Origin of the sequence: Shivajiella indica (assembly GCF_042683085.1) — a bacterium.
GTDB classification, from domain to species: Bacteria; Bacteroidota; Bacteroidia; order Cytophagales; family Cyclobacteriaceae; genus Shivajiella; species Shivajiella indica.
This window is the reverse complement of sequence record NZ_JBHUIV010000010.1, coordinates 808668-825380: the sequence shown is the minus strand read 5'-3', so window position 1 is coordinate 825380 and position 16713 is coordinate 808668. Positions and strand designations below refer to the sequence as shown.

Sequence of the window (16713 nt, the reverse complement as noted above, 5' to 3'; positions counted from 1 at the left end):
TAACCTTAATTAACCTTGTATTCAGGTTGATTAACCTGCTTTGAAAATTTGTCCCCCTACCTTTGGATCATCAAAATTAAATAACCATGAGAAAATACCTATTAGCCATGTTTGTTTGTGCCTCCTGGGCTTTTATTTCCGAGCAATTTGACCAGGGAGTAATTACATATTCAACCAAAGTCAATATGCACAAACGGATTCCTGCTGAGCAGGAAGAAATGAAAAAAATGATTCCTGAATTTTCAACTACTCAAAGCCAGTTGATTTTTAACCAAACAGAAAGTCTTTTTAAACCAGTACCTCCTGATGAAAACCCATTTGATCAGGGGCCGGGAAATGATGGACCAAGAGTCATGCGTATGGTGCTACAAAATGAAACCTATTTGAATAGAGATGAGGATATGTTTACCCAGTTGAAGGAATTTATGGGAAAGAAGTATATCATCAAAAAGGAAAGCAATCGCCTGCCATGGAAACTTGGGGATGAGACCAAAGAAATCCAGGGATATCTATGCAAGAATGCATTCTTTACAGATGAAAGTGAAAGGGAAGTTATGGCTTGGTATACCGAGGAAATCAGGCTTCCCATCGGACCTGAAACATATCATGGCCTTCCAGGACTTATTCTTGAAGTAGCCATTAATAAAGATGACATGGTCATTTTTGCTGATAAAATTGACCTTAGAGCATTAAAAAAGAATGAACTTAAATTACCCAAAGGAGGCCAGGAGGTAACCGATGAAGAATACCGGGCAATGGTGGAAGAACAAATGGAAAAAATGGGGGGCCAAGGGTCTGGAGGAGGATTTAGGATGATGATAAGGAATTAGACATGAGAGACGAGAATCGAGAAATTACAAGCGAGATACAAGAACCAAGAATCAAGATTCAAGAATATATTAATAGGATACCAAAGACTAGAAAATGAGCGCAAAGTGTCAGGAATTGTTTTTTATCAGCCCTGAGGTCTAAAAACTTGATTTTCAAACCTTCCACTTCTCAAAAACCACAGTTTTATCAAGTCATGAAAAAATATATATTTTTTTTGATCAGTCTTGTTTTGTATTCCAGTGTCCAAGGTCAAATCCCAAGTAAAAGATGGACTTTGTCGGGATCAGTTCAGGATGAGAATGGTAATTTACTGCCATCTGCTACCATTACTTTATTGGACCCAAATGACTCCACGCTGCTTACATTTGGAGTAAGTAATCCCCAAGGAAATTTTGAAATAAAAAACCTTAGGGAAGAAAACCTAATTTTGCAAATTTCCTTTACAGGCTTTCAATCCTATATGCAAGAAATTAAAAGTCCGGTTGGTGCTGATTTTTTGAACATGGGCAAAATCACGCTAAAAGAATCTACAGCAGATTTAGATGAATTTGTGGTCGAAGCTATTCCTCCTGTCACCATCAAAAAAGATACCATCGAATTTCATGCTGAAGCTTTCAAAACCCAACCAAATGCCAATGTGGAAGACCTTCTTAAAAGGTTACCAGGGGTGGAAATAGATGCAGATGGGAACATTAAGGCCCAAGGAGAAACAGTAAGAAGGGTTTTGGTGGATGGAAAAGAATTTTTCGGAACAGACCCCAAACTGGCAACCAAAAACCTTTTGGCTGAAGCCATTGACAAAGTACAGATTCTAGACCGAAAATCCGACCAATCCCAATTTACTGGAATAGATGATGGGAATAGGGAAAAAACCATCAACCTTCAGCTAAAAGAAAGCCATAAAAAAGGATATTTCGGTAATTTGAATGGTGGAGCAGGTACTGAAAACCGATATAGCCTTAAAGGAAATGTCAATAATTTTTCCGAAAAACAACAGCTTTCATTTTTGGGAATGTCAAATAATACCAATGAACAGGGGTTCTCAATTGATGATTATATCAATTTCAATGGGGGAATGCAAAGCTTTACGCAGGCTAATGGTCAGGTTAGGATAGTCATTGGAGGCTCAGGCAATCAAAATAGTATCCCCTTGAATACCGGTCAAAGGATAAATGGCCTAATGAATAGTCATGGGTTTGGTGCAAATCTTAACCGTGAATTCAACAAAAAGACTAAAATGACAAGTAGTTATTTTTTCAACCTTTTGGACCATCAGATAACCCAAAATACAGACAGGTTGAATTTTTTCCCCGGCGCGGATTTCAATTTCAATGAATTCAGCAAACAGGATAATCTGAATGCCAACCACAGACTTAATTTGATTTTAGACCATAAAATTGATTCCCTAAATTCATTCCGCTCAAGCAATAATGCCAACTTTATCCATTCTGATAGGGTTTTGAACAGTGTTTCTAGCAATCAAGATTTGAACGGTAATCTTTTGAACAAGGGAGAAAGAACAAATATAAATGTAGGTGACAGTTACAATATCAATTCAGAGTTCTTATTCAGGCATAGATTTGCAAAGCCGGGTAGAACCTGGTCTGCAAATGTGAACATTGGGTACAATGAAAGTGATTTCGAAGGAAGTCTGAATGCTGTCAATGAGTTTTTTGGAGAAAATCCAAGCCAGGAAATTATCAACCAGCAAAATTATCAGAACAACAGCGCCTTGAATTATGGCACAAATATATCCTATACAGAACCATTGGGCGGAAGAAAGTATCTGGAACTTGTATATAATTTCAGGCAAAACCATAATAAGGTAAATAGAGAAGTTTACGATGTGGAAGGAGAAAATCTTTCGTTCAACCAACCTTTAAGTAATAGATACACAAGTTTATATACCTACCACAGACCAGGTGCCAATATAAGTTACAATGCTTCAAAATATAATGTGGTGGCTGGGCTTTCCCTACAGGCCACCCGATTGAATGGAGAGTTATTGCTGGATGAGGTTTCAATCAAAAATAGGTTTGAAAACCTCCTCCCCAGTTTAAGGTTTAATTACAGCTTCAGTAACACTAAAAACCTCTCCTTTGATTATGTCACCTCGGTGACCGAACCGACCATTGAACAGTTGCAACCGGTGATCAATAATTCTGATCCTTTGAACCTATATATTGGAAATCCTGAATTAAGGCCTGCTTTTTTACACAATTGGCGGGTAAACTATAATAGTTTTGACCTTGGAAAATTCATCAGTCTTTTTGCCAATGCCAATTTCAATTATACCCGTAATGCCATCGGCAATTCCCAAAGTATAGACGAAAGACAGGTCAGAACTATTGTTCCAGTCAATGTTAAAGAAAATATCATGGCCATGGGTACAATTAATTTGGGATTTCCGATCAATGTTATAAAAAGCAGGGTGAATTTTGGTCCTAACCTGATGTATAACCAAGGGCTCAATTTGATCAACGAAGTAGAAGACATGATCAAAATTTCCAATTTCGGTGGAAATTTGAGATATGATTATAATTGGAAAGAATTTGTGAATGTGGGGCTATCTGGGAATTGGAGCCGGCAGCGAACTGCTTATGATTTTAACCCGCAACAAAACCAACTTTTCTTCAATCAAAGCTATACTTCTGAACTGAATATCAACTTCCTTAAATATTATACTTTTGGTGGCTCTTTCAACTATTTGATTTACAGAAGTGAAACTACAGACTTTAATGAAACCATTCCCTTACTGAATCTCTATATCAGCCGTTTTGTCTTAAAGAACCGGAAAGGAGAAATCAGACTTTCCGGACAAAATCTTTTGGATCAGAATGTTGGAGTTTCCCAAAGAGCGGATGTCAATTTTATCGAACAAACAGTTACTAATAACCTTGGGAAATTTATTCTGTTGAGTTTCACATATAAACTCAACAACAACCTCAATCCAATGAACAATATGGGAAGACCTGGGGGAGGAGTAAGGATGTTTAGGATGGGGAATTGATAATTGATCCAAGTTTTTCTCATCGAAGGAATAGGTCCACTTTTCCTTGATGGAAATCAGAGAAAATTAAGGATTTGGGATTTACTTCCGGGATGTTAATATCCTGTAATTTTTATCAAAATATTTTAAGAGTACTTATAGTTTGTTCACCAAAATAGAGGGATTGATTTTCAGGAGTTCTTCGATGAATTTTTCATTATTTTCAGGCGCAATATATATTTCGTCAAACTTGTGGTATTTGATAATGATGCCCTTTTGGGCAAGGGCTGGTTTCAGACCATACCATAAAGTCTTATCCGGATGGATTTCATTTATTTTTGCGATGTCAATTTCCCCATTTAAAAAACCTGAGCGGTATTTTAAAAGGTTATTTTGGAGGACATAATAAGTGTTAAAATAAATCCAAATCATCAAAGAAATAGGAATCAATATAAGGAGACTAAAGGGCCAGGTAAACTTATCAGAAATGAGACTGTAAATAAATAATCCTGTTATTGTTCCCAACAATCCTTGAAACAGTTTTCCTTTTTTAGATTGAAACTTCTTCATATTAAAAATTTTTTGGTTTAAGAATTGAGAAAATACGTTTTTAAATTATCAGCATAAATGCATGATAAAAATTAGAGAAAAATCTTTAGTTGTCAAAAAAATAAAAAGGCAGTAATTAAATTACCGCCTTTTTTACCTTTTCTATATAATATTTTATTCCATCAAATACCTTTTTAAACTTAATCTATCATTAAGAAAAAAGTATTCTAAGCTTTTAAATTCTTTTCAATATAAAACCCTGAATCTGATAGTTCCAGGAATAGTCCTCATGGAATCTATTACTTCAGGAGAATAGGCCTTATCAATATCCGTAATTACATAGCCGATTTTTTCATTCGTTTTCAGATACTGCCCAACAATATTGATTTCGTGTTTGGCCAGGCACTGGTTAATTTTTGCCAATACCCCAGGTTCATTTTGGTGTATATGTATCAACCTATGGGCATCCTTTAAAAACGGCAATTGTATGTTTGGGAAATTGACTGAATTGTAGGTGTTTCCTGTATTGATATATTCCATGATTTTTCCCGGTACAAACTGAGCGATATTGACCTGGGCTTCAGAAGTGGAACCGCCGATATGGGGCGTTAAAATGGTGTTTCGACTTCCTATCAATTCGGACACAAAGGGTTCATCATTGTTTTTGGGTTCTTCGGGGAATACATCTACTGCGGCACCGGAAATATGACCAGAATCCAATGCAGTTTTCAAAGCTTTGATATCCACCACATGTCCCCTGCTGAGATTGAGCAAATAAGATCCCTTTTTCATCAGTCCAATTTTACCGGCATCTATCAGGTTTTTATTATCCTTTCTACCGTCCACATGGAGTGAGATCACATCACAGGTTGCAAGGAGTTCATCCAGAGAACTTAATTTGGTCGCGTTGCCCAGCGCTAGTTTTTCAATAATATCATAGTAATAGACATCCATTCCCATGTTTTCTGCCAATACGGACAATTGGGCACCTATATTACCGTAACCTATAATACCCAGTTTTTTACCCCTGATTTCAAAGCTTCCCGTGGCTGATTTATCCCATTTGCCTTGATGCATGCCATGGCTTTTATCATGGAAATTCCTCATCAGAAAAATAATCTCCGCAATGGCCATTTCAACCACGGAGCGGGTGTTGCTGAAAGGTGCGTTAAATACTGCGATCCCTTTTTCAGTACAGGTTTCTAGATCAATCTGGTTTGTACCTATACAAAAAGCACCAATTGAAATTAAGCGGTTGGCATTATCCAATACTTTTTTTGTCACATTGGTCTTGGAGCGGATACCCAGAATGCTCACATTTTTAATCTTTTCAGCCAGTTCGTCTTCACTTAAGGCCGAAGTGACCACTTCAACATTATATCCTTCGTGCCTCATCAGTTCCACTCCTACAGGATGAACATTTTCGAGCAATAAGACATTGATACGGCTTTTTGGGTAGGAATATTTTTTGTTCATTTTGTTGACATAAAGGATTTCATCTAAACTAGGTGCAATATGGTCTGCTTTGGAAGTTACTTTTGCCCTTTTCACATTTTCGGTAAAGGCATAGAATTTATTGGCCAATCCGGCTGCTTTGATTTCATAGTCAGTATATCCATCACCAATCACATAAATATCTCCCTGTAAATTTAGCCTTTTGATGGTTTCTGATTTGCCACCGTTTCTTGAAAGTACATTCTCCCTATTGAAATCTATCACTTTTCCTGAATCATCGTAAATGAAATCATTGGCAAAAACATTGTCCGTTTTGATCCCATAATCAGCAACTATAGGAGCGATGAAGTCTTTAAACCCATTGGAAATGATGATGATATCATCTGCATGTTCCTCCAGGAATTCCTTATTTCTCCTGAAAGATTTGGAAACTTTTGGTTTTAAGGCATGGATCAATTCGGTGATCTGATTTTTATTGGGGCGGAGTATGTCCAACCTCCTTTCCAGACTCTCTCTGAAATTAAGGGAACCGTCCATACCCATATCGGTGATGTCTTTGATGGCCTGCAATTTGTCCTCTTTTTTGGGATCATCCTTCAGGGTTATTTCTCCAAGCACATCCAAGGCTTCCACTTGGGTAAAAGTACTGTCAAAATCAATAATGAATTTCTTGTTACTGGGCATTACTATTGTTGAAGTTTTGGCATTATTCCCTCAAAATTATAATATTATTAAAAATTAAACCCTTTTTTTACTAAAATGATTTTGTGATTTTTGGCACTTAAGAAAGGAAATCGATTGTATTGCATTTAAACCCAAATTATCTAATCCATGATTTTCATTTCAAGTGTTTAACTATTGCTTATCTGTTCAGTAAGTTCTGGAGTTCTTCCAAAAACTTTCCGACATGATACCCGTCCATTAAAGCATGATGCACATGGACGGAAACAGACATATGCTTGTTCCCTACAGATTCTATCACTTTCCCAAAAGATATCTTTGGACAGGAATCAGGAAAAGAAAAACTTCGGGCATGAGAAATTGAAGAAAAGTTAATCCAAGGTACAGCAGAAAAATGTATTACATTTTCTCCCTTCATGGCTGGAATTAATCCTGTTGTATTTCTCACTCGTTCTATTTCTTTTTTAGCTTCTTTTTGAAATTTTTCAAAATCTTCGTAAAAATCCATGTATGAAAATCCAAATGTGCCATCTTCTCGGTTAATAGTAGGAGAAGCATTGATCCTATCATAAATGATCACATCCTGTCCTTGAATTCTAAATCTGAAATTTTCAATTTTATTGGCTGCGAAAAGGGAAGCATGGAGGTAATATAGGAAAAATGAAAAACCATTTTCTTTACATAAATCATAGGCTTTGCTACAATTTACTTGAGCTGTGATTCCAAAAAAGGGTTCCTCAAATTTTGAGAAAAAAGAAAAGTGGTCCTTTCTAGACCACTTTTCCATATCAAGAATTTTGTACATATTTATTTGATGGATTTGATCAATCTTTCATTTAAACCTACATAATCCGGATTTTTTGCTTCCCTTGCCATTTCCATGGATTTGGTAGCACTTTCAATCGCCTCTTTTTTCTTGCCCAAAGCAAGTTCAATTTTTGCTTTCAGGTGCATGGTCCAGTATTTTGGGTCATCATTGACTGATTTTACAATCCATTCATAGGCCTGGTTCATGTCTTTATTATTGGTATAATAATAGTTGGCAGCCTGGTAATATAATCCTGGATTCTGGGGTTGCTGGTCAATGACAAGTTCTTTGATCTGGGCCATTACAATACCATCTACTTCTGTCTCAATTCTGAATTTAACCCTAGTGGTTTCCCATTTCAGCGCTATGGATGTACCTGTATCAGTTATATCGACAAAATTGATTTCCATGGTCTCATATTTCTGTCCGGTTTTGCCTGGCTTCACTTTGAAACGCAAAACATCATCCGCATCACTATATCCCACTGCACCCCAGAGTTTTGTATTGCTGGAAAGAATCATGGTCCATTCTGTTTTTCCAGGTATGGAATAAAGGGCATAAGATCCTGCAGGTATGGCATTTCCTTCAATTTTCACCTCTGTAGAGAAAGTGAGAATAGTAGCGGCATTTGCCCCAGTTCTCCAAACTTCTCCGTAAGGCACCAGTTCACCAAAAATCTTCCTGCCGCGCATGCTTGGACGGCTATATTCCACAATCACATCTGTTAAACCAACCTTTTGACTAATCTGGGCAGCCGGGCTGGCCTGTGGCATCTGAATCTGTTGTGCATTTACTCCTCCGAAGCAAATAAATACTACAAATAGGATTAATAATTTTGCTTTGCTTTTCATATTTTAATTTTGTTATGATTTTTACGATATTAATTGTGTTTTTTTTTGAATTTTAATTCATTCCTTTAATTTTGTTAGGTGTAAAGGTTACATGATGACTTACTTTTAACGGGGTAGTATTTCAACATGTTGTTTGAATTGTTTTATGCTTACCATAAAAGACTGCCATGGGTATCGCCATTATTTCCCCAGGAAGAGATGTTTCTATTTGGGTCGAAAATATAACAAAAATAGATAAGAACATTAAAGTTCAGGTATTCCCTGAAATAAAAGATACCGAAGATGTTCAAGCTGTCATTCTTTGGCAACACCCTCATGGTATTTTGGATAGCTTTCCAAATTTGAAACTTATTTGCTCTATGGGAGCAGGTGTGGACCATATTTTGACTGACAAAAATATTCCCGGCCATTTGCCCATTACAAGAATAGTCGATGAAAAGCTTACCTTTTCCATGACCAATTATGTAATCATGGGGGTGTTGAACTTCCATAGACAGATTTTTAGGTATTTAAAAGATAAGAACCGTAAGGTTTGGGATATGTCCAATCCGGAAATTGCCGTCAGGGTAGGAGTCATGGGATCTGGTGAATTAGGCGGGGATGTGATTGAAAAACTCTCATACATGGGGATTGAAGTGGTAGGTTTGGGGAATTCCCCCAAAACAGGATTGGATTATCCATATTTTGATAAAAGTCAGACTGAGGAGTTCCTCAAAGCTATCAATGTTTTGGTATGTATGCTCCCCTTGACCAAAGAAACTGAGGGAATTCTAAATATGGATCTATTCAGGAAATGTAATAAGGGAACTTATTTGATCAATGTAGCCAGAGGAAAGCACCTGATTGAAGAGGATTTATTGTTGGCAATTGAAGAGGGCTTAATTTCAGGTGCACTGCTGGATGTTTTTCAAAATGAACCCCTTCCTGAATCCCATCCTTTTTGGTTGAAGGAAGAAATTACAATTACACCTCATATTGCCAGTGTGACCAATCCTGAAGCTGCCTCACCTCAGATAGTCGAAAATTATCACAGGATGAAAAGCAATATGAAGTTGCTCAATGAAATAGATAGAAATAAGGGATATTAAACCTCACATTTTATGGCCAATAATTTTAAGATTCTTTGTCCCACTGATTTTTCAGAATGTTCTTTGAACGCAATCGAATATGCTTCAAAACTTGGGGAACAGTACCATGCTGACCTTACTCTTTTTCATGTTCCTGACAAAGAGGATTATCAAAAACTGTCTGCTGGAGATATTAATTCTGGAGATCAGTATTCCTTTATTCAGAAAAAGTTGGAAAACCTGGTCAATACTGTTAGAGAAGAAAGCCTTAACAAAGGATTAAATTCCTGTAAAGGGATCATCAAAGAAGGCAAAACCGTAAAAACCATTCTGGATTACTCAGAGGAAATCAATGCGGACCTAATTGTGATGGGAACGGAAGGTATCAATGATTTCAAACAGAATTATATAGGGACCAGGTCCAGCAAAGTGGTAGAGCGGTCTGAAATAGATGTATTTATCATCCCAAGACGTGTTTATTTTAAGCCTCCCCGCAAATTGGTTTATGCAACAGATTACCTGGAAGAAGACAAAATTGCCATTCAGAAGATAGTGGAACTCGCGAAATTTTATGGAAGCGAAATTGATATCGTCCATGTAAGTTCAAGGGAAAAAACAATTGATAAGACACTACATCAAATCATGGTGCAGGAAATAGAGCCTTTTATCAAATATAATAAAGTCAATTATGTGCTGAAATCTTACCGGGATGAACCAGGTTTAGGACTGGAAAATTATCTGATCACGGCCAAAGGGGATATTCTTGTGACCCTCAGCAAGAAAAAATCCTGGTTTGAACAGATCTTTACCCATAACCTTTCCAGAAAGATGTCCTATTTTATCAATAAGCCACTTCTGGTTTTAAAAAGAGCCTAAAGCTTATTTCCGCTTAGCCTTGACTTCAAAAATTCCCAAAATTCTTTTCGGGTTTCCTGGTCTTTAAAGACTTTTTTTACCGTTCCCAAATAATCTGAAAAAGTCAGGGAAGATTGCCCTTCAGCCCCTTTACCGGAATCTTCCACAAATGATGTTTTTAATTTAGATCCCGTATTTGAATCTTGGTCAATTTCCGGTTTTCCCATTTTTCCGGGATTGTAACCAACCAGCTCATCGGCTTTTTTGAAGCTTTTTTTGGATTTTTCAATATAACCCAACTTTTCCTCTACCAATCCTTTATTATTATAGGCCACGGCATCTTCGGGATCCAATTCAATCGCCTTTTCATAATCTTCTATTGCCCCTTTCAGATCACCTATGCGGTCTTTGAAATATGCCCTGCTTGAATATCGGTATGGATTGGAAGGTTCCAGATTCAAAGCCCTGTCAAATTCCTCCAAAGCTTCCTCATTTCTTTGGAGGAGATGGAGGACAACTGCACGGTCACTGATATAAGTAGGGTTGAAAGGTTCCAATTGGATCAAGTAATCAAAATCTTCCAATGAAGTATGGAAATCTCCCAGTCTGCTTTTGACCCTTGCCCTGAAAAAATAAAATTCGCTGTTATTTTTTTCTTCCTCTATGCAGATGTTGATCTGCTCCAAAGCTTCCTGAAATTTGCCTTCTTTAAAATATTGAATGGAAATATCGAAATTACTCATTTGTCTTTTGATTTGATCCTACTATGATACAAAAATAGGAGGGATAAAGTTTAAAATTTAGTGTATGCCAAAATTGCTTTGACTTTTGGGAACAGGTTTTCTTTATATCTTTGAAGGGAATTTACAATTATGCCAAGTAAACCGGAAGATATACTCAAGGATCTAAAGTCAGGAAAATATGCGCCTGTATATTTTTTACAGGGAGAAGAACCTTTTTTTATAGATCAGATCAGCGATTATATTGAGAAGAATGCCATCGCTGAGCATGAGAAAGGATTCAATCAGGTGGTTCTATATGGGAAAGACGCCCCGATGAACACTATTCTGAATAACGCAAGAAGGTTTCCCATGATGGCAGACCGACAGGTGGTGATTGTCAAAGAGGCCCAGAATATCCCCAACTTGGGAAAAGAAGAAATTGACCAGTTGTTGATCAATTACCTCCAAAACCCACTCCCAAGTACCATTTTGGTTTTTGCCCATAAATACAAAAAGCTGGATGGAAGGAAGCCTTTAGGAAAGGAAATTGATAAAAAGGCCATCCTTGTAAATACTGAAAAAATTAAAGATTACCAACTTCCTGCTTGGATAGAAAATTATGTAAGCTCTCAGGGTCATAGGATTGATTCCCAAACTGCCAGTTTTTTGGCTGACAGTATAGGCAATAATTTGGAAGTTATGGCCAATGAAATAGGTAAAATATTTATAAATTTTACAGAGCCTACTTCCATTACCAAGGACCATATTCAGAAGTTTGTCGGCATCAATAAAGAATACAATACTTTTGAACTCACAAAAGCGATAGGTTACAGAGATGTTATCAAAGCCAATAAAATAATTCATTATTTTGCCCAAAATCCTAAGAGCCATCCTTTGATTCCAATTATTGCGCTGATTTACAGTTATTTCTCAAAAATTGCCCTGGTTCATTACAATGCAAAACTGGGAGATCAGGAATTGGCCAAAATAATAGGAGTCAATCCCTTCTTTTTAAAAGAATACCGAGCAGCTTCAAAAAACTTTCATTTAGGCAAGGTTATTGATTGTTTTGCATATATTAAAGAAGCTGATTTACGTTCTAAAGGAGTGGATTCGGGAGGGATGGAGGATTCAGAGATCCTCAGGGAAATGATATTTAAAATCATGCATTAAACATTTTAGCATTAAACTATGAAAAAAGGCCTCATCCTGCTCTTGCTGTTGAGCATCAGCAATTTGGCGTATAACCAATCGGGCTTATACCAAACCAATGACATTAAAAAACTGGATGATAATTTCGAGCTTTTTAGCAAACACCTGTTCAGTGCTTCCAAATATGAATTTGCAAGTTTAAAAGAAAGGGATCTTGATACAGAACCGGAGGTTCAGACTGATTTTCTTTACGCAGTATCTTCCCTCAAAATTGAAAACCCAGGAGGCTCTGATCTGGTCAATTATTTTATTAAAAATCATCCTGATCATCCCAGGTCCAATGATGCGGCCCATATATTGGGGAATTATTTCTTTGATAAAAGGAATTACAGGGAGGCAATTCCTGCGTTTCAACAGGTAAAACTGGCAGTATCCAAAACCGATCAGATTGCAGATGTCCAGTTCAAAACGGGTTATTCCTATTTTCAGCTAAAGGACAATGCCAACGCCCTGAGATATTTCAATACCGTCAAAGGAAGTCAAAATCAATATAAAGCAGATGCCCATTATTATGCCGGCTACATTGCCATGGAGCAGGGCAATTACCAGCAGGCCATAAGCGATTTCAAAGAAGCTGATAAAGCTGCTTTTTATGCCAGTAAAGTACCTTATATGTTGGCGGGTGTTTATTATCGTCAAGGCTATTATGATGAACTGATTTCCTACGCAGAACCTGTTTTGGCCAACAGGAAAAACCTGGAGAAAAGAGAAGAGATCCATCTTTACCTTGCAGAGGCCTATTTTGAAAAAAGGGATTTTACAAGGGCTGCCGCAAATTATGATGCATTTGTGAATGCTAGGAAAGGAAATCTCAGCCGGGCCCAGGTTTATAAAGCAGGAATTGCTCAATTTGAGATTCAAAATTATCAGAGAGCAACTGACTATTTTAAGGTATCAGCCGTGGAAAACGATGAAATAGGTCAGGTATCCAGCTATTATTTGGGCCATTCCTATATCAAACTCAACAATACCCAATTTGCTTCCACCAGTTTTAATGCTGCTTCAAAGATTGATGCCAATCCCCAGTTAAAAGAAGATGCGATCGTCAATTATGCCAAGGTAAACCTGGAAAGGGGTAGTTTCCAGGAGGCAGTGGCGGCTTTGGACAGTTATCTTGAAAATTATCCCAATGGTAGGTATGCAAAAGAAGCAGAAAGTTTACTTACTGATGCCCTTATTAATACCAACAACTATTTAAGGGCGATTGATCATATAGAAAAAATGCCCAGAAAGTCCGATAGAATAAGAGAGGCATACCAAAAAGTTACCTTCTACCAAGCCATCGTCTATTATAGAGATAAACAATATGATCAGTCGACCAGGTTTTTTGATAAATCCATATCTGAACCAAAAGATAGGAACCTGGTATTGGATGCATATTTTTGGAAAGGGGAAAATTTTGCTTCAAAGGGAGATTTGCCTCAGGCTATACGCGCTTATGAGAATGTGCAATCCCAAAGAACAAGTCCAAACAACCCAACTTTGATTAAATCTTATTATGGCTTGGGTTATGCCTTATTCAATACTGAGCAATATTCAAGGGCTGAAACACAATTTAAAAACTATGTGGACAGGCAAACCGGATCATCCCCTCTGGAACATTATGATGAAGCTTTGATCAGGTTAGGAGATACCTATTATGTACAGAAAAAATTCACGGATGCACAGAATACTTTTCAAAGAGCGATACGTGAAAACAGTAATTATATTGATTATGCCTATTTCAGGAGCGGGGTGGTCTTTAATTTCCAGAACCGAAATGACCAGGCTATTGAACAGATGAATATGCTGATCAACAATTATCCAAACAGTCTTTATCTGGAGGATGCATTGTTTCAGAAGTCACAGATCAACATGGAGGAGATGAGATATGCAGAAGCCAGCGATGGTTTTAGCCGACTGATATCCAGTAGGCCGAACAGTCCATTTGTTCCCTTTGCACTTGAGGGAAGGGCCGTAGCTAATTTTTCACAACAAAATTATAATGCTACCATAGAAGATTACAAGAGAATTTTGGAAAGACATCCCAACTCCTCCAACGCGGAAGCGGCTTTGGTTGGTTTGCAGGAAGCCCTTGCCATTCAGGGGAGATCTGCGGAGTTTTCCCAATATTTATCTGGTTACAGAAATGCAAATCCAGATAACCGTAGTCTTCAAAACCTTGAATATGAATCCGCAAAATCACTTTATTTCAGTAATTCCTGGGAACAGGCCATTAATGCATTTGAAACCTATCTGAAAAATTATCCTCAAGCTTCCAATAGGGCAGAGGCAAACTTTTTTATTGGTGACTCCCATTATAGAGCCGGAAGAAAGTCAAATGCACTGGATTATTTTTATGAAATCGACAAGGAAAAAGATTCCCCTCAAAGGATGCGGGCAGTCCAAAGGATAGCAGCCATTGAACTTGAAAATAAAAATTATCAAAAGGCCATTCCATATTTAAGAGAATCATCCAAAAATGCAAGGAACCAGATTGAGGAATACGAAGCTTTTAATGGTCTCATGCATGCGCATTATGAAACTTCCCGTATGGACTCTGCCATATTTTATGCAGATAAAGTCATATCTGTAGGAAGCGTAACAGGTGATGCCATACCGGAAGCCCTTTTATTAAAGGGGAAAGCTTTCCAAAAATCCAATAAAATTGATGATTCAGAAGAAACATTCAGGGATTTGATCAATGAATACAAGACCGTTCATGGTGCCGAGGGATTATTTTTACTTGCGGAGTCAATAGCTAAAAAGGGAAATTACTCACAGAGCAATGATATAATTTTTGATTTTTCAGGACCGTACAGTGGATATGATTATTGGTATGGAAGGGCTTTTATCCTTCTGGCAGAAAATTACATCAATCTTGGGGAACAGTTCCAGGCAAAAGCTACATTGGAATCTATAGTGGAACGTGCCACAAACGAAGAAATCAGGAAAATGGCTCAGGAAAAATTATCTACCATTAAATAATGCAGAGAAAAATGAAACCATTCCTCAAATCAAAATGCAGTACTACAATTGTAATGATGGTTATTTTCTCTGGAATTGCCGGTTTGTCTTTTGGACAACAGGCAGGAGAAGTAAAAGATCAGGAATTTGTCATCAGAAAAGACAGGGTATTGACATTGCCCAAGCAAACCAGAAAATTTGATAGAATTCCGGTCTTGCCTTCAGCAAAGTCAAGTACCAGTTTTAATTATATTGTTCAGCCTTATTTTCTGTCCTTACCTCCTGAGGTCATCAAACCCGAAGTAGCCCAAAAGCAATGGCCAAGAAATCAGGAAGAAATGTTCCCTGGATTTGCCAGACTAGGTTATGGTAACTATTCTTCACCCATTATAGAAGGAAGATACAATTATTGGGAGGAAGAAGATTATAATTTTGGGGTCAAATTGAAGCATGAAGGATTTTACCAAGGCCCGGTGGATGGTAGCAATTCGGGTGAAAATTTCACCAACATCAAAGCAGATGGGAGCCTTTATAAAGATTTTATCCAATTTTATGGAGGCATTGAATATGATAGACATGAATTTAAATTCTATGGCTATGATCCTGAAAATCCGCTATTGGAAGATTACGTTCCCAGCCAAAACGTGCTCAATACATTTAAGCTGAAAGCTGGATTGCAGGATATAGATAAATTGGATTTCCTGAATTATGATGCTTCATTGGAGGTAAGAACTTTTAATGACCAGTACTCTGCATCCGAATCAGAAATTGGGATCAAAGCATTCAGTGATTTTAGATTTGATGAGGCCTTGAAAACCACAGTCAATATGCAATTGTCCCTCACTGACCCCAAAGACGTACTTTATAATGATATCAATAGGAATTACTTCAAAGTCAATCCCTTTGTTTCTTATTTAAAAAAGGGAATTTATGTAAAAGCAGGCGCTAATTTAGTCTTTGAAAATGATGTGGCCCTGAATAAAAAATCTGATTTCCATGTTTTCCCTCAGGTGTATGGACATTATTTATTTGCAGATGAATTTGGGATTTATGCAGGCTTTGAAGGTGATGTACAAAGGAAAACATATCTTGATTTTGTCAATGAAAACCAATTCTTGGGTCCAAGTGAAAGCTTATTGAATACCATTCAAAACTATATTGCAAAAGCAGGTATCAAGGGGACATTGAATGATGAACTCACTTATGAAGCAGGTGTAAGTGTAGGGAAATTCACCAATATGCATTTCTTTACCAATAGCCCATCAGATACCTTGAGATTTAATATTGTTTATGATGATGATACCAGGGTTATGAATTATTCTGCAAAAATTGGATGGCAGTATGATGATTGGTACCGCTTAATAGGAAAGGCAAACTATTATTACTATAATACCAGTAATTTGGAAGCAGCTTTCCACAGGCCTGAATGGGAATTATCTTTGAACAATAATTTTACTTTTGCTAAAAAATGGTTAATCCAGGCGAATGCAAATTTAATGGGCGGTATCCAGGCTTTTGTGGATAACGGTACAGAGGATTCCAATTTAAAAACCTTACCCGCTATCTTGGATCTGCAATTAAAAGCCGACTATCAGATAAATGAAAGGATTTCAGCATTTGCGGTTGGTAACAACCTATTAAATAAGCAAAATCAACGTTTCTTGAATTATCCCGTAAGAGGAATTCAAGGTATACTAGGTATTACAGTCAGGTTCTAATGATATTTAAAAAACTTTTCAGGCAAGGA

The 16713-nt window shown here is 37.2% G+C and carries 12 protein-coding genes; 7 read left to right on the top strand and 5 right to left on the bottom strand.

The annotated features are described in order from the left end of the window. Positions 1 to 86 precede the first annotated feature (86 nt). Both ACFSKV_RS06930 and ACFSKV_RS06925 read left to right on the top strand, forming a co-directional pair. A complete protein-coding gene (locus ACFSKV_RS06930) occupies positions 87 to 830 on the top strand; it encodes a GLPGLI family protein (RefSeq protein WP_380801213.1) in 744 nt (247 codons plus the stop codon). A 194-nt stretch (positions 831 to 1024) separates the two neighbouring features. Continuing rightward, a complete protein-coding gene (locus ACFSKV_RS06925; RefSeq protein ID WP_380801212.1) occupies positions 1025 to 3841 on the top strand; it encodes a TonB-dependent receptor in 2817 nt (938 codons plus the stop codon). A 135-nt stretch (positions 3842 to 3976) separates the two neighbouring features. Here ACFSKV_RS06925 and ACFSKV_RS06920 read toward each other — a convergent pair whose 3' ends face one another. The 4 genes from ACFSKV_RS06920 to ACFSKV_RS06905 all read right to left on the bottom strand — a co-directional run bounded on the left by ACFSKV_RS06920 (position 3977) and on the right by ACFSKV_RS06905 (position 8164). Next, a complete protein-coding gene (locus tag ACFSKV_RS06920; protein ID WP_380801211.1) occupies positions 3977 to 4390 on the bottom strand; it encodes a PH domain-containing protein in 414 nt (137 codons plus the stop codon). A gap of 225 nt (positions 4391 to 4615) precedes the next feature. Further along, on the bottom strand, positions 4616 to 6508 hold the full coding sequence (serA, locus tag ACFSKV_RS06915; RefSeq protein ID WP_380801210.1) for a phosphoglycerate dehydrogenase: 1893 nt from the start codon (positions 6506 to 6508) through the stop codon (positions 4616 to 4618). A 178-nt stretch (positions 6509 to 6686) separates the two neighbouring features. Further along, a complete protein-coding gene (locus ACFSKV_RS06910; protein ID WP_380801208.1) occupies positions 6687 to 7310 on the bottom strand; it encodes a CatA-like O-acetyltransferase in 624 nt (207 codons plus the stop codon). Positions 7311 to 7312: 2 nt separating this feature from the next. After that, positions 7313 to 8164 (bottom strand): DUF2911 domain-containing protein, encoded by an 852-nt coding sequence (locus ACFSKV_RS06905; protein WP_380801207.1) that lies wholly within the window; start codon positions 8162 to 8164, stop codon positions 7313 to 7315. A 167-nt stretch (positions 8165 to 8331) separates the two neighbouring features. On the opposite strand from ACFSKV_RS06905, the gene ACFSKV_RS06900 reads away from it, so the two are divergent. Together ACFSKV_RS06900 and ACFSKV_RS06895 are read left to right on the top strand one after the other, a co-directional pair. Further along, positions 8332 to 9252: a 2-hydroxyacid dehydrogenase gene (locus tag ACFSKV_RS06900; RefSeq protein ID WP_380801206.1), complete on the top strand. Its 921-nt coding sequence runs from the start codon at positions 8332 to 8334 to the stop codon at positions 9250 to 9252. Between the two features lie 12 nt (positions 9253 to 9264). Then, positions 9265 to 10107 (top strand): universal stress protein, encoded by an 843-nt coding sequence (locus ACFSKV_RS06895; protein WP_380801205.1) that lies wholly within the window; start codon positions 9265 to 9267, stop codon positions 10105 to 10107. Here ACFSKV_RS06895 and ACFSKV_RS06890 read toward each other — a convergent pair. Beyond that, positions 10104 to 10829 (bottom strand): tetratricopeptide repeat protein, encoded by a 726-nt coding sequence (locus tag ACFSKV_RS06890; RefSeq protein WP_380801204.1) that lies wholly within the window; start codon positions 10827 to 10829, stop codon positions 10104 to 10106. The two genes, ACFSKV_RS06895 and ACFSKV_RS06890, sit on opposite strands and share 4 nt — an antisense overlap. 129 nt (positions 10830 to 10958) lie before the next feature. Here ACFSKV_RS06890 and holA point away from each other — a divergent pair, with 129 nt between their 5' ends. Genes holA through ACFSKV_RS06875 form a run of 3 tightly spaced genes read left to right on the top strand, consistent with a single transcriptional unit; the run spans position 10959 to position 16684 of the window. Beyond that, positions 10959 to 11981 (top strand): DNA polymerase III subunit delta, encoded by a 1023-nt coding sequence (gene holA / locus ACFSKV_RS06885; protein WP_380801203.1) that lies wholly within the window; start codon positions 10959 to 10961, stop codon positions 11979 to 11981. 18 nt (positions 11982 to 11999) lie between these two features. Further along, on the top strand, positions 12000 to 14987 hold the full coding sequence (locus ACFSKV_RS06880; RefSeq protein WP_380801202.1) for a tetratricopeptide repeat protein: 2988 nt from the start codon (positions 12000 to 12002) through the stop codon (positions 14985 to 14987). Positions 14988 to 14998: 11 nt separating this feature from the next. Next, on the top strand, positions 14999 to 16684 hold the full coding sequence (locus ACFSKV_RS06875) for a TonB-dependent receptor (protein WP_380801201.1): 1686 nt from the start codon (positions 14999 to 15001) through the stop codon (positions 16682 to 16684). Positions 16685 to 16713 lie beyond the last annotated feature (29 nt).